Annotated in this window: 13 protein-coding genes; 10 read left to right on the plus strand and 3 right to left on the minus strand. The window is 35.8% G+C overall.

The features are described from left to right. Positions 1 to 5 precede the first annotated feature (5 nt). Positions 6 to 1004, minus strand: coding sequence for a GTPase ObgE (gene obgE, locus SIB89_RS06120; RefSeq protein WP_412561545.1), 999 nt, complete (start codon positions 1002 to 1004; stop codon positions 6 to 8). A gap of 93 nt (positions 1005 to 1097) precedes the next feature. Then, positions 1098 to 2207: an adenylate kinase gene (locus tag SIB89_RS06125; protein ID WP_412561546.1), complete on the minus strand. Its 1110-nt coding sequence runs from the start codon at positions 2205 to 2207 to the stop codon at positions 1098 to 1100. Between the two features lie 154 nt (positions 2208 to 2361). On the opposite strand from SIB89_RS06125, the gene SIB89_RS06130 reads away from it, so the two are divergent. The 9 genes from SIB89_RS06130 to SIB89_RS06170 all read left to right on the plus strand — a co-directional run bounded on the left by SIB89_RS06130 (position 2362) and on the right by SIB89_RS06170 (position 10260). Next, positions 2362 to 3516 carry a 5-(carboxyamino)imidazole ribonucleotide synthase gene (locus tag SIB89_RS06130; RefSeq protein WP_412561547.1) on the plus strand — a complete coding sequence of 385 codons (1155 nt, stop codon included), beginning with the start codon at positions 2362 to 2364 and terminating at the stop codon, positions 3514 to 3516. A gap of 3 nt (positions 3517 to 3519) precedes the next feature. Continuing rightward, positions 3520 to 3999 carry a 5-(carboxyamino)imidazole ribonucleotide mutase gene (gene purE / locus SIB89_RS06135; protein WP_412561548.1) on the plus strand — a complete coding sequence of 160 codons (480 nt, stop codon included), beginning with the start codon at positions 3520 to 3522 and terminating at the stop codon, positions 3997 to 3999. Positions 4000 to 4185: 186 nt separating this feature from the next. Continuing rightward, positions 4186 to 6222, plus strand: a complete 2037-nt coding sequence (locus SIB89_RS06140; RefSeq protein WP_412561549.1) for a M3 family metallopeptidase — start codon at positions 4186 to 4188, stop codon at positions 6220 to 6222. A gap of 94 nt (positions 6223 to 6316) precedes the next feature. Then, positions 6317 to 7087: a hypothetical protein gene (locus SIB89_RS06145; protein WP_412561550.1), complete on the plus strand. Its 771-nt coding sequence runs from the start codon at positions 6317 to 6319 to the stop codon at positions 7085 to 7087. A gap of 47 nt (positions 7088 to 7134) precedes the next feature. Further along, a complete protein-coding gene (locus tag SIB89_RS06150; RefSeq protein ID WP_273289526.1) occupies positions 7135 to 7638 on the plus strand; it encodes a GbsR/MarR family transcriptional regulator in 504 nt (167 codons plus the stop codon). 383 nt (positions 7639 to 8021) lie between these two features. After that, positions 8022 to 8459, plus strand: a complete 438-nt coding sequence (locus tag SIB89_RS06155; protein ID WP_412561551.1) for a hypothetical protein — start codon at positions 8022 to 8024, stop codon at positions 8457 to 8459. 3 nt (positions 8460 to 8462) lie between these two features. Continuing rightward, entirely contained in the window at positions 8463 to 9341 is an 879-nt protein-coding gene (locus SIB89_RS06160) for a methyltransferase domain-containing protein (RefSeq protein ID WP_412561552.1), read from the plus strand. Positions 9342 to 9408: 67 nt separating this feature from the next. Continuing rightward, entirely contained in the window at positions 9409 to 9963 is a 555-nt protein-coding gene (locus tag SIB89_RS06165) for a sigma-70 family RNA polymerase sigma factor (protein WP_273289529.1), read from the plus strand. Positions 9964 to 10002: 39 nt separating this feature from the next. Further along, complete coding sequence (locus tag SIB89_RS06170) at positions 10003 to 10260, plus strand: hypothetical protein (RefSeq protein WP_155090011.1); 258 nt, start codon at positions 10003 to 10005, stop codon at positions 10258 to 10260. On the opposite strand, the gene SIB89_RS06175 is transcribed toward SIB89_RS06170, so the two are convergent. Then, complete coding sequence (locus SIB89_RS06175) at positions 10243 to 11076, minus strand: hypothetical protein (RefSeq protein ID WP_412561553.1); 834 nt, start codon at positions 11074 to 11076, stop codon at positions 10243 to 10245. The two genes, SIB89_RS06170 and SIB89_RS06175, sit on opposite strands and share 18 nt — an antisense overlap. 123 nt (positions 11077 to 11199) lie before the next feature. Here SIB89_RS06175 and gcvP point away from each other — a divergent pair, with 123 nt between their 5' ends. Continuing rightward, positions 11200 to 14049, plus strand: a complete 2850-nt coding sequence (gene gcvP / locus SIB89_RS06180) for an aminomethyl-transferring glycine dehydrogenase (protein ID WP_412561554.1) — start codon at positions 11200 to 11202, stop codon at positions 14047 to 14049. The last annotated feature ends 9 nt before the right edge of the window (positions 14050 to 14058 follow it).

The raw sequence follows: 14058 nt of genomic DNA on the forward strand, positions 1-14058 counted from the left end.
AGAGTTTAGTCATTCAACATTTTCCAAAGTTTATCTTTTAATTCGGTTAATCCTTGCTGTGCTACAGAAGAGATAAACATATAATCACTTTCTAAATCTTTGTCTAATATAGTAGAAATTTCAGATTTGAGTTCTTCGTCCAACATATCGGATTTTGATATGCAGACAAAACGCTGCTTATCCAACATCTCAGGATTATATCGTCTAAGTTCATCGACCAAAATTTCATACTGCTCAACTATATCCTTGGCATCTGCAGGAATCAAAAACAATAGAATGGAGTTCCGTTCTATATGTCTTAAAAAGTAATAGCCAAGCCCTTTACCTTCTGCTGCTCCTTCAATAATACCAGGAATATCGGCCATTACAAACGATTGAAAATCGCGATACTCTACAATACCTAAATTTGGTTTTAAAGTCGTAAACTCATAGTCTGCAATCTTAGGTTTCGCGGCAGTTAATACCGACAATAAAGTCGATTTTCCTGCATTTGGAAATCCCACCAAACCAACATCAGCTAATACCTTAAGCTCTAAAGTGATATTTCTTTCTTGTTGTGGAATACCTGGCTGTGCATAACGTGGAGTTTGATTGGTCGAACTTTTAAAATGCCAATTGCCACGACCACCTTTACCACCTTCAGCGACTATTTTTTCCTCACCGTCTTCGGTAATTTCAAAAAGTATGTCGTTGGTTTCCGTATCTCTTACAACCGTTCCTAGTGGCACTTCTACAATTGCGTCTTCTCCATCTGCGCCTGTACTTCTTCCAGAACTACCATGTTCACCATGGCCAGCTTTAATGTGGCGCTTAAATTTTAAGTGAATGAGTGTCCAAAGGTTAGAATTTCCTTTTATAATAACATGGCCACCACGACCACCATCTCCACCATCTGGTCCGCCTTTTGCTATATATTTTTCGCGATGTAAATGCGTAGAGCCTTTACCTCCGTTACCGGAAGAGACGTGCATTTTTACGTAGTCTACAAAATTTCCTTCAGTCATCTAATACGTTTAATTGTTTATTCGTTGTGTCGTTTATTTGAGAAGAAACTTCGAAACATTTCACTTTATCAAATAAACGAATAAACGCATTAACTAGAGTTTATCAAGAACGGTACTTAAACGTTCTGTAATGTCTTCTATACTTCCAACACCATCAACACCAAAGTATTTATCTTGATCTGAATAGTAGTCTTTTAATATCGCCGTTTTGTTGTAGTATTCCTTGATACGGTTTCTGATAATACTTTCATCAGCATCGTCAGCTCTTCCACTAGTTTCGCCTCGTTTTAACAAGCGTTCTACCAAAACTTCATCATCAACTTCTAAAGCAACCATAGCATTAATTTGAGAATCTTTTGAATCCATCAACTCATCTAACGCTTTAGCTTGTGCGTTGGTTCTTGGAAAACCATCAAAAATAAAACCTCTAGCACCGGCATTTTTTTCAACCTCTTTATTCAGCATATCAATAGTCACCTGATCTGGAACCAATTCCCCCTTATCCATATAGGACTTTGCTAACATACCTAAGGCCGTCTCATTTTTGATATTAAATCTAAAGACATCTCCTGTAGAAATGTGTATTAAATCATACTTTTCCTTTAAGAAATTAGCTTGTGTCCCTTTTCCTGCACCTGGAGGTCCAAATAGCACGATGTTCGTCATGTGTTGTGTTGTTTTTAATTGATATACGTTTGGTAAATCCCTTCCCAATCCATTATAATCGAGTCCGTAACCGACAATGAATTTATTCGGAATTTCAATACCTACATAATGAAGTTTAAAATCTTTGTCATAGGCTTCAGGTTTGTAAAACAAGGTGGCTATTAGCAGTTCTTTTACATTCTCATTTTTGAAAATGCGGTGTACTTCCTCTAGCGTTTTACCAGAATCTATGATGTCTTCTAAAATAACGACGGTTCTGCCTGTTAAATCTTGGGTCAACCCAATCAATCGTTGAATATCTTCAGTGGATTTAACTCCTTCGTAAGATGCCAACTTAATAAATGTGACTTCACAAGGTTTTGGATACTTCTTTACAAAATCACTCACAAACATAAATGACCCATTTAAAATACCCACAAAAACTGGCATTTCGTCTCCTAAGTCTGTAGAAATAGCATCCACCATTTTATCTACCGCAGCATCAATTTCTTGCTCAGAGATAAAAGGTTTAAAGTATAAATCGTGAAGCTTTATCACAGCCTAATTATTTTAGAAATGCAAAGATAATCAAATGATTGAGGATTGACGATTTTTTGAAATACGAATTTAAATGCATGTCTCATATTTAATGTATTTTTGTAACGAATAAATATTGAATTTTTAAAGATTCCCTCCTATCTGGAGAATAAATATGAATTACTTTTCTTCAAACTTTAAATTAGGTATTCTTGGTGGTGGCCAATTGGGCAAAATGATACTTTACAACACACGTAAATTTGATATTTACACCTGTGTGTTAGACCCAAACAAAGAAGCACCTGCAAGATTGGCTTGTGATGAGTTTACAGTAGGTGATCTAATGGATTATGACACTGTGATTAACTTCGGAAAAAATGTCAATGTCCTCACCATCGAAATTGAAAACGTTAACGTTGATGCGCTTGAAAAACTTGAAGATGAAGGTGTAAAGGTTTTTCCAGCTTCAAAGACATTAAGGACCATTCAAAATAAAGCGACTCAAAAATTATTTTATCGCGATCATAATATTCCGACAGCAGATTTTTCGAGATTCGCTCATCCTTCAGAAATTGAAGATGCTGTGGATAATGGAGGTTTAAGTTATCCTTTTGTATGGAAAAGTGCTCGATTTGGCTATGATGGTCAAGGTGTTAAAGTTATTAGACGTGCTACGGATTTGGTTGATTTACCAAATGTGGAATGTATAGCAGAGAAATTGATTCCGTTTAAAAATGAATTGGCTGTTATTGTTGCCAGAAATACAGAAGGGCATTTAAAAACCTACCCTGTGGTTGAGATGGAGTTTCATCCTGAAGCCAATCAGGTAGAATATGTGATTTGCCCAGCTCGTATTCCTGACGCTATTGCCAAAAAAGCAGAATTAGTAGCTTTAAAAGTTGCATCTGCCTTTAAGCATGTTGGGTTGTTGGCTGTAGAGATGTTTCAAACCGAAAATGATGAAATTCTGGTTAATGAAGTAGCACCAAGACCTCATAACTCTGGTCACTATAGTATTGAAGCCAGTTATACAGACCAGTTTGAGCAGCATCTTCGATGTGTTTTAGGATTACCGTTAGGCAACACGGAAAGCAAAGTCGCTGGAGTTATGGTCAACCTGGTAGGTGCTGAAGGTCATACAGGAAATGTACTTTACAAAAATATTGAGGACATTATGGCTATGGACGGAGTCACACCTCATATCTATGGAAAAAAACAAACAAGACCTTTCCGAAAGATGGGTCATGTTACAATAGTTGATAAAGATATTGCAAAAGCACGTGAAGTGGCAGAAAAGGTAAAACGAACAATTGAAGTAATCAGTGAATAAATCATGAGTAAAGTTGGCGTAATAATGGGAAGTAAAAGCGATTTGCCAGTGATGCAAGACGCTATAGATATTTTAAAAGGTTTTGATATTGAAGTGGAGGTCGATATCGTTTCAGCACATCGTACACCAGATAAGTTATTTGACTATGGCAAAAATGCCCATACCAGAGGTATAAAAGTGATTGTTGCTGGTGCTGGTGGAGCTGCACATTTACCAGGAATGGTCGCTTCTCTATCACCTTTGCCTGTAATTGGTGTTCCTGTAAAAAGTAGTAATTCAATTGATGGATGGGATTCGGTGCTTTCCATTTTGCAAATGCCTGGTGGAGTTCCTGTAGCTACCGTAGCTCTAAATGGAGCAAAGAACGCTGGAATTTTAGCAGCGCAGATTCTAGGTAGCTCAGACCAATGTATTTTAGACAAAATCATGGCCTATAAAGAAGGGTTAAAAGCCAAGGTAATAGATTCTGCCAAAGACCTCTAAAAAAGCCTCAACCGGAGTCGAGGCTTTAAGCTATTAACCAATTTCTCAGAGTAAACCATTATCACTCTGAAAATATGCTGCAAAAATAACCAAACTTAAGTTCTTAATCTATTATTACGTTCTTAAATATGCGTTAAAATTCAGATAATCAATTAGATAAGTAAGAAAAATTAGACATTTCATAATATGACTATTCTAAATCAGCCATTTGGCACCAAATATAATTCTGCACCTTTTTCAAAAATAAAAGACGAAGACTATCTTCCTGCTTTTAAAAAAGCTATTAAAAAAGCCAAATCAGAAATTGATGCTATTGCTAACAATGAAGCAAATCCAACATTTGAAAACACCATTGAAGCCTTAGATTATTCTGGTGAGGAATTAGACCGAATTTCGAGCATTTTTTTCAATTTGAATTCAGCTGAAACCAACGATAAAATTCAAAAGATCGCACAAGAGGTATCACCTTTACTTTCAGAATTTAGTAATGACATAACTTTAAATAAAGATTTATTCAAACGCGTTAAAGCGGTTTATGATTCAAAATCAAATTTAGATTTAACCACAGAGCAAGAGACACTTCTCGATAAAAAATATAAAGGTTTTTCAAGAAATGGTGCGAATCTACCCAAAGACAAAAAGGAAAAATTGCGTGCCATAGACAAAGAATTAAGTCAGTTGAAACTAAAGTTCGGAGAGCACATTTTAGCTGAAACCAACAAATTTGAAATGCACCTTACAGATGAATCTGAAGTTTCAGGATTGCCAGATGGTGCAAAAGAAGCCGCAAAGCAATTGGCTGAATCTAAAGGTAAAGACGGTTGGCTGATTACTTTAGATTATCCGAGCTACATTCCGTTTATGACCTATGCAGACAATCGTGAGTTGCGAGAAAAACTATCAAAGGCGTTCGGCAGCAAAGGTTTTCATAATGATGAATTGGACAATCAAGATATTGTATTGCGAATTGCGAATCTTCGCTTTGAGCGCGCACAACTTTTGGGCTATAAAACCCATGCGCATTTTGTACTAGAAGAGCGCATGGCGGAAACACCTGAAAAAGTCAATGCGTTTTTAGAAGAATTATTGGAAAAGGCAAAGCCTGCAGCAGAAAACGAATTCAAAAAACTTGAAAGTTTTGCTAAAGATTTAGACCACATAGATCAACTTCAAAAATGGGATTCGGCTTACTATTCTGAAAAGTTGAAACAAAAATTATTCGATTTGGATGACGAAAAATTGAAGCCTTATTTTAAACTCGAAAACGTCATCAATGGTGCGTTTATCGTTGCTAAAAAATTATATGGATTGCAGTTTGAAGACATCAAAACCATAGACAAATATCACGAGGATGTTCTCACATATAAAGTGACTGATAGTGAAGGCCAATTGGTATCCATTTTTTATGCCGACTTTTTCCCGAGAGCAGGTAAGCGCAATGGAGCTTGGATGACGTCCTACAAACCACAGATGGTTAAAAACGGTGAGAATGAAAGGCCTCATGTCTCTATTGTCTGCAACTTTACAAAACCAACCAAAAGCAAGCCCTCTTTATTAACCTTTAATGAGGTAACAACTCTATTCCATGAATTTGGTCATGCTTTACATGGTATGTTGGCAAACACAACATATCCGAGTTTATCTGGCACCAATGTGTATTGGGATTTTGTGGAATTACCAAGTCAGGTTTTAGAAAACTGGTGTTACGAGGAAGAATCGCTAAAATTATTCGCCACCCATTATGAAACCGGAGAGGTTATTCCGATGGATCTGATTGAAAAAATTAAAGCCTCCTCTACCTTTCATCAGGGTATGCAGACCTTAAGACAGATTAGTTTTGGATTACTGGACATGGCTTGGCATGGTATCGACCCTTCAAGTATCAGTGATGTAAAACAACATGAACTAAAGGCTTTTGAAGGCACAAAACTTTATCCAGATGTTGCCGAGAATTGTATGAGTACCGCTTTTGCACACATCTTTCAGGGAGGTTATTCTTCTGGGTATTACAGTTACAAGTGGGCAGAAGTTTTGGATGCAGATGCCTTTGAGTATTTTAAGGAGGAAGGCATCTTTAGCAAAACAGTTGCGGAAAAATTCAAGTCTTTTGTTTTATCGCAAGGAGGTACAGAAAACCCGATGGTGTTGTATAAAAAATTCAGAGGAAAAGAACCACAACCAGATGCTTTATTAAGACGTGCTGGATTGATTGAGAAGCGGTAAATTTTAGAAAAAATTTGCTAGAATTTGACGCCAAAGTCTAGACGAAACGTACTAATCTAAAGAAATAAGTGATTAGTTTGTTCGTTATCTATCTATGAAGCTTGTAAAATTTCTTGGTCATTTATCTATTGTTTTGATACTGACCATCCTTACTCAAGTTGGTGGAATTATATGGCTAATATCTCTTATCATTGCTATAAAATTCAGAAAGAAGAAACGTTATGTATTTCTTGGCCTGTATTTAATATGCAACCTCATCATTGTACCACCTGTCGCTTCGCTTTTCGGGAGAGTACAACTTCCTTGGTTTAATGACAATCTAGCACCTAGAAATTGGTTTTATCCTTTAGCATTCAGGAACTATGTGAATCCAGAGTTACGAGACTTACTTTTGAAAAGTTCTAAGTCAAGTGGAATACAAATAACATATCTCGATGCTAATTTTCCCTTCCTAGATGGTTTTTCACTACTACCCCATCTAAGTCATGACGATGGTAAAAAAGTTGATTTAAGTTTTCAATATACCAATGAAGATGGGACAAAAACCAATAAAAAACCATCACTCTTGGGTTATGGCACTTATGTAAATTCTAATAACAGGACATCTAAAAGCTGTTTAGAAAAAGGATATTGGCAATATGATTTCCCAAAGTATTTAGCATTTGGATTACATAACGATCTAGAATTTGATTCTAAATCAACAAGAACATTAATAAAAACCCTATCCTCTCATTCTGAAACTCAAAAAGTATTCATTGAGCCCTACTTAAAACAATCTTTAAGTTTAGAGAATGAAACTAAAATTAGATTTCATGGCTGCCAAGCTGTAAGACATGATGATCATATCCATTTACAAATAAAATAAACTTTCAATTATTATTGAAAGTTTAAAAATTATTGTATATTTGTATTATGGAATACAAAGAGGCAAAAGAAAAATTTATTAGCACTTGGGGAAGTTTAGGCTCACTTTGGGGCATAAACAAAGCCATGGCACAGATACAGGCCTTGCTTTTTATTTCCACAAAACCTCTGTCTATGGAAGACATTATGGAGGATCTTAAAATCTCTCGTGGTAACACCAGCATGAATTTAAGACAACTCATGGATTGGGGAATTGTAACCAAAGTGTTGGTATCTGGTGAGCGCAGAGAATATTTTACTACAGAAAAAGACGTACAAGAGTTGGCGCGTATCGTTGCCAAAGAACGAAGCCGAAGGGAAATAAAACCCGTGATAAAAGTTTTGGACGAAGTCTCTTCCATTAAAGATGACGGTACAGAAAACACCAAAGAATTGATAAAACAAACTAAAGCTTTGAGAGAATTGACAGATGATTTGGACACACTGATGAACAAGCTTGTAAATCAAAAACAAAATTGGTTAACAAAATCGGTTTTTAAACTGATGAAGTAGTCAATATATTTTTTTAAATCAAACTTTCAATTTTTTCTGAAAGTTTAAAAACAATTAAGTTATGAAGTTATTATACCAATTTAACAAGATCTGTTTAATTATAAACCTAATCCTTTACCTAACCTTCTTTTTTGGACTATATGCTCAAATTGTATTAGGTGGAATTCAAGTTATAAGTGCAATAGGACTTTTTTTCATATGGAAGAAGTTTAAAGATAACCATAAAAAGCAATTTTTAATATACTGGATCTTGGTATCTCTTTATGGAATTGCCTGGTTATCAGAAATCCAGCTCAACGATTTTTGGTGGTTAAGTATTATAGTTATTCCAATGTCTATTGCTATCTATTTTGTTTGGTTATTAAATAATTTAAAAAATATTAATGATGAAAACAGATATTCCTAATTGGCTCATTATTCTTGGTGGATGCGGTCAAATATTCACAGCGCTTATTTATCCGTACATAAGACATAAGGTTTTTGATTGGTATAATGATGTTAAACAGTTAAAACCCTTGAATCAAGAAATCGCTAAAACCTATGGTAGATACATACAAGGGCTTAATTTCTCTTTTGGTCTAATTGCAATCATTATTCCATCTGATTTAAAAAATGGAACAAATTTATCAATTGCAATAACAGGTCTCATTGCAGCTTATTGGGTGGGTAAAGTAGCTACTCAAATTGCCTATTATCCCATGTATGAAATACCTCAAAAAGTTATCTTTAAAATTGGAAGCTATTTCATGAACTTTCTATTTACACTATTCGCTGTAGTTTATACATGGCTTCTGCTATATAACATTTACGAAACCATTTAAATCATGAAGGCACAATCAATTACATACACAACGGATTCTGAACAGAACAAAATAGAAATGGTAGATTTCTACAACGAAGCTACCGAAGACTACGAATTCTGGAGCAACGATTACAATATGCACTTTGGGTATTTTATCCCGTTTAAAACCAATCCGTTTAAACGTGATTCTATGCTCAATGAAATGAATAGTCAAGTACTTAAACGCTTACATATTGGTAAATCCAAAACCCGTTTGGTTGATATGGGCTGCGGCATGGGAGCCACAATGAGACAAGCCCTAAAGCAATACAAAAATATCATTGCCTATGGAATAACACTTTCCGATTTTCAGGTGAAACAAGGTAATGAACTTCTTAAAGGCAAAAACGGAATTATACTCAAAGAAAACTATAACCATACGTCATTTCAATCCAACACGTTTAATTCAGCGGTCGCTATAGAAAGTTTATGTCATTCTGGTCATGATTATAAATCATTAAAGGAAGCATATCGTATTTTAAAACCTGGCGGACGCTTTGTCATTGCAGATGCTTTCTTGAAAAAAGATCAATCTAAGCTGTGTAGAGGTGGCAAATACGCTTATAAAAAACTATGTAGCCATTGGAGCTTAGAAAAATTAGAAACACATGGCTACATAAGAGAAAAACTAGAAGCACTAGGCTTTATTGACATTAAAGTAGAAAACGTTTCATTTAAGGTTGCACCTTCAGTTTTGCACGTACCTTTTGCCATTACAGGATTTATCTTAAAAAAGCTCTTTAACTTTAAAAGATTAAAGCAAGAAAGTTTTCATAATCTAAAAGGGTCATTTTACGCCTTGCTATCTGGCCTTCATATGAGAAGTTTCGGGTATTATATCATCAGTGCTACCAAAAGCTAATTAATAAGTTGGCTTATATTAGAAGTTAATATTTTATCCTATTTTTGGTCTTGCAATGATATTCTAAATGACTAATCATAAACTAGATCCCAATAACTGGATAAAACTTTATTCTGACTATCTCTTTAACTACACGATTTCGCGAGTTAACAATAGGGAGATTGCTCAAGATTTGGTTTCTGAAACATTTTTGGCAGGACTTAAGGCTATGAAAAACTTTAAGGGTGAAGCTAGTGAGCGTACGTGGCTAATTTCAATTTTAAAGCGTAAGATCATTGATTACTATCGCAAAATAAATTCTAAAAAAGGCCAGGCAGAAGTTAGAATGAGCTATAGTAACCATACAGATGCTGAGGGTGACTGGCTAGAAGAACGTGTTGCAGACCCTTTTGATAAAACGGCCGAAGATCGATTGGAAAATTCAGAATTGGGCGATGCCATTTACGATTGTATCTCCAAACTACCTGAAAAACAAGCCCAAGTTTTTAAAATGAAAACAATTTTAGGCTACGAAACTGAAACAATTTGTAATGAATTAAATATCACTGCGTCTAATCTTTGGGTAATCATTCACAGAGCAAGAACAGCTTTGGCAGATTGCATGGAAGAAAAATGGTTTTAAAATATAATAAACCCTTCTCTTAGGAAGGCTAGGATAGAAATGAAAAAAAGTTTTTTATTTATAAGTTGTGAGGAAGCAAAGCATATTTGTGACAAAAGACAATATGCTGAAGCTACAACATTGGAGCGAATTAAACTTGCTCTTAGGCTTTCTTGGTGTCGTATAACTAGAGCATATTCCAGCAAAAACAACAAATTAACTGAAGCGCTACAGAAGGCTGAAGTCAGTTATTTAAGAAATGATGAGCGAAGTAAGCTTCAACAACAGTTTGAAGAAGAATTAGCCAAGTACCAATAATATTACGAGCCACATAATCGGCAAACCCTCCACCCAAAAAGCACTATAGTATATAGATTGGCGCTTATTGGAAAACACCACAAACAGAAGCGTCACAAATACCATTACTAATGTAGAAAGTATTGCATTTGCTGACATCTCATCTTTAAAGTACTCTAAAAAGAAAAACACCATTAACAATAAAACACCTGTGATTTTTGTGTTTTTGATTCCGATTTTTTGAGGAATGGTTCCCAATTTTAAACTGTCAAAATTCAAGTCCCTTATCTCAAAAGGCAACATTAATACAATGACTAAAATAAAGCGCTGTACAGTTGTTATTATAACATCAGAATCAATCGCAACGCCCAATTCAATCAAAGGCAAAAGCACAGTTGTAAACGCCCAAACCAAAGCTATAACATAAATTTTCAACCCACTAATCTCTCTTAAATTCATCTGGCTGTCCCTAAAATAACTCATAGGCAATAAAGGCACAGCATACAAAAACGTAATAAGACCAAACACGGATAAATATATCAAGGTTTTTAGATTGAGCTGAAGTGCATAATAGCACATAGCAACAAATGCAAGAAGTGAGAATATTTGAATAGCTTTTAGCCATCCTGCTAAACTTCTATGGTGAAACTTAGCCACTCCAAAATATTTTACAAAGTTATAACCTGTAATGGTTGCAAAAAAGACAAAGTAAAGCACACTTTCATCATAATTCAGTCCAAACTGTAACAAGGTTATCCAAGTAAAGGCATATACAGCCAGTGCTACATGTATACTGCTATTAAGATAAAAATCAACAATGGCTTTTAAAACCTTCATAAAACAAAAATAGGCAATGTGTTAATAACCCTTGCTTTCCGTTAAAAACTTTAGTTTTCATTAACTAATTAAAAGAGGTAAAGCTGTATTTTTGCAAAACTAAACAAACACAACATTTTTTTAATGGACACAACCTCTTTTGCGCTTAGACATATAGGCCCAAGTTCTCAAGAACAAAAAGAAATGCTAAATACCATTGGCGTGAGTAGTATAGACCAATTGGTTTCTGAAACTATTCCTGCGGGAATACGTTTAGAAAAAGATTTGGATTTAGAGCCTGCCATGAGCGAGCAAGAATACCTAAACCATATCAATAAGCTGTCTCAACTCAATAAAGTCTATAAGTCTTACATAGGTCTGGGATATCATCCCTCTAATATGCCAGCGGTTATTCAGCGTAATATTTTAGAAAATCCTGGATGGTACACGGCTTACACTCCGTATCAAGCTGAAATAGCTCAAGGTCGATTGGAGGCGCTTTTAAATTTCCAGACAATGATCATAGATCTTACAGGAATGGAAATTGCCAACGCTTCACTTTTAGACGAAAGTACAGCTGCAGCAGAAGCGATGAGCTTGCTATTTGCTGTAAGGGACAGAGCCCAGAAAAAAGCTGGTGTCAATAAGTTTTTTGTTTCAGATTTAGTACTGCCACAAACGATTGACCTGTTAGAAACCAGAGCAACACCAATTGGAATTGAATTAGAAATCGGAAATGAAGCCGAATACAATCTTTCGGACGAGTATTTTGGTGCCTTACTGCAATATCCTGGTAAAAATGGCCAGATTACGGATATAAAGTCCTTTATAGAAAAAGCAAATGCCGTTAACATTAAAGTTGCCGTAGCTGCAGATATTTTAAGCTTGGTTAAGCTTGAAGCACCAGGGAAATTTGGTGCTGATGTGGTTGTTGGTACTACACAACGATTTGGTATTCCGATGGGTTATGGTGGTCCACATGCCGCATATTTTGCCACAAAAGAAGCTTATAAACGAGATGTTCCTGGACGTATAATTGGTGTGACCAAAGATGCCAATGGCAACAGAGCCTTGCGTATGGCATTACAAACCAGAGAACAACATATTAAGCGCGATAAAGCAACTTCTAATATTTGTACAGCACAAGTATTATTAGCCGTTATGGCTGGGATGTATGCAGTATATCACGGACCAAAAGGTTTACAGTTTATTGCAGATAAAGTAAAAAATACGGCTTCAACATTAGCTAAAGCTTTAGAAAGTCTTGGTGTAGAACAAGTCAATTCACATTATTTTGATACGCTTCAGGTTAAAGCTGATCCTGTTAATGTGAAATATTATGCGGAGAAAAAAGAAGTCAACTTTTATTATCCAGACAGTAACACTGTAACTATTTCTGTAAATGAAACCACTACTATTGAAGATCTAAATGAAATTGTTTCAATTTTTGAAATCGTTACTGAAAATAAAGCTGATAAAATTACTGAACTCATTGAAGGTGATATTATTCCAAGCGAATTGAAACGACAGACCGATTTTCTAACCTTTGAAGTGTTTAATTCATATCATTCTGAAACAGAATTGATGCGCTACATAAAGCGATTAGAACGAAAAGATTTAGCCTTAAATCATTCTATGATTTCGCTTGGGTCTTGTACTATGAAGCTTAATGCAGCATCAGAAATGCTACCATTAAGCTGGCCAAGTTGGGGAAATATGCACCCTTTTGCACCAGCTGACCAAGCTGCTGGCTACAAATTAATGCTAAATGCTTTAGAAAATCAGTTGACTGAAATCACAGGATTTGCAGCCACCTCATTGCAGCCAAATTCTGGAGCTCAAGGTGAGTTTGCTGGTCTTATGGTTATTAGAGCTTACCATGAATCTCGTGGTGACCATCATAGAAACATTTGTTTAATTCCGTCATCAGCACATGGTACAAATCCTGCAAGTGCTGTAATGGCAGGTATGAAAGTAGTTGTGACCAAAGCATCTGAAAATGGTAATATAGATGTTGATGATTTAAGAGAAAAAGCAGAGTTGCATAAAGACAATTTAGCAGCTATAATGGTTACCTATCCTTCAACACATGGAGTATATGAATCGGCCATAAAAGAAATTACACAAATCATTCACGATAATGGCGGACAAGTTTATATGGATGGCGCCAACATGAACGCTCAAGTAGGCTTAACCAATCCAGGAAATATCGGAGCTGATGTGTGTCATCTTAACTTACACAAAACTTTTGCTATTCCACATGGTGGTGGTGGCCCAGGTGTTGGACCAATTTGTGTTGCAGAGCAGTTAGTGCCATTTTTACCAGGAAATCCAATCATAAAAACTGGTGGTCATCAAGCTATTTCCGCTATTTCATCAGCACCGTTCGGTTCATCACTAGCATGTATAATTTCCTATGGTTATATAACAATGCTTGGAGCTGATGGCTTGAAAAAAGCGACGGAAGCAGCCATACTTAATGCCAACTATATCAAAGAGCGATTAGAAGGTTATTACGACACACTTTACACAGGTGAAAATGGACGTGCTGCCCACGAAATGATTGTAGATTGCCGAGATTTTAAAGCCAATGGTATCGAAGTCACGGATATTGCAAAACGTTTAATGGATTATGGATTCCATGCGCCTACGGTATCTTTCCCAGTTGCTGGTACTATGATGATAGAACCCACTGAGAGTGAGAGCAAAGCAGAAATGGATCGTTTTTGTGACGCTATGATCTCTATACGCAAAGAGATAGACCGTACCTCTAAAGATGAACCAAACAATGTGTTAAAGAACGCTCCACACACCATGGATATGTTGACTTCAGATGAATGGTTGTTGCCATACACTAGACAAGAAGCTGCATTTCCATTAGACTATGTAAAAAACAATAAGTTCTGGCCTAGTGTTAGACGTGTAGATGATGCCTATGGCGATAGGAATTTAATGTGTAGTTGTGCTCCAATAGAAGATTTTATTGAGGCATAATTTTTGCTG

The sequence above is a fragment of the Winogradskyella sp. MIT101101 genome (assembly GCF_047126865.1).
In the GTDB taxonomy this organism is placed as follows: domain Bacteria; phylum Bacteroidota; class Bacteroidia; order Flavobacteriales; family Flavobacteriaceae; genus Winogradskyella; species Winogradskyella ouciana.

Bases quoted from the DNA above. Each gene is read 5' to 3' on its own strand.
- SIB89_RS06165 (WP_273289529.1), top strand. From the start codon at position 9,409: ATGACTAATCATAAACTAGATCCCAATAACTGGATAAAACTTTATTCT.
- SIB89_RS06160 (WP_412561552.1), top strand. From the start codon at position 8,463: ATGAAGGCACAATCAATTACATACACAACGGATTCTGAACAGAACAAA.
- SIB89_RS06145 (WP_412561550.1), top strand. From the start codon at position 6,317: ATGAAGCTTGTAAAATTTCTTGGTCATTTATCTATTGTTTTGATACTG.
- SIB89_RS06170 (WP_155090011.1), top strand. From the start codon at position 10,003: ATGAAAAAAAGTTTTTTATTTATAAGTTGTGAGGAAGCAAAGCATATT.
- SIB89_RS06130 (WP_412561547.1), top strand. From the start codon at position 2,362: ATGAATTACTTTTCTTCAAACTTTAAATTAGGTATTCTTGGTGGTGGC.
- SIB89_RS06175 (WP_412561553.1), bottom strand. From the start codon at position 11,076: ATGAAGGTTTTAAAAGCCATTGTTGATTTTTATCTTAATAGCAGTATA.
- SIB89_RS06150 (WP_273289526.1), top strand. From the start codon at position 7,135: ATGGAATACAAAGAGGCAAAAGAAAAATTTATTAGCACTTGGGGAAGT.
- gcvP (WP_412561554.1), top strand. From the start codon at position 11,200: ATGGACACAACCTCTTTTGCGCTTAGACATATAGGCCCAAGTTCTCAA.
- SIB89_RS06155 (WP_412561551.1), top strand. From the start codon at position 8,022: ATGATGAAAACAGATATTCCTAATTGGCTCATTATTCTTGGTGGATGC.
- obgE (WP_412561545.1), bottom strand. From the start codon at position 1,004: ATGACTGAAGGAAATTTTGTAGACTACGTAAAAATGCACGTCTCTTCC.
- SIB89_RS06140 (WP_412561549.1), top strand. From the start codon at position 4,186: ATGACTATTCTAAATCAGCCATTTGGCACCAAATATAATTCTGCACCT.
- purE (WP_412561548.1), top strand. From the start codon at position 3,520: ATGAGTAAAGTTGGCGTAATAATGGGAAGTAAAAGCGATTTGCCAGTG.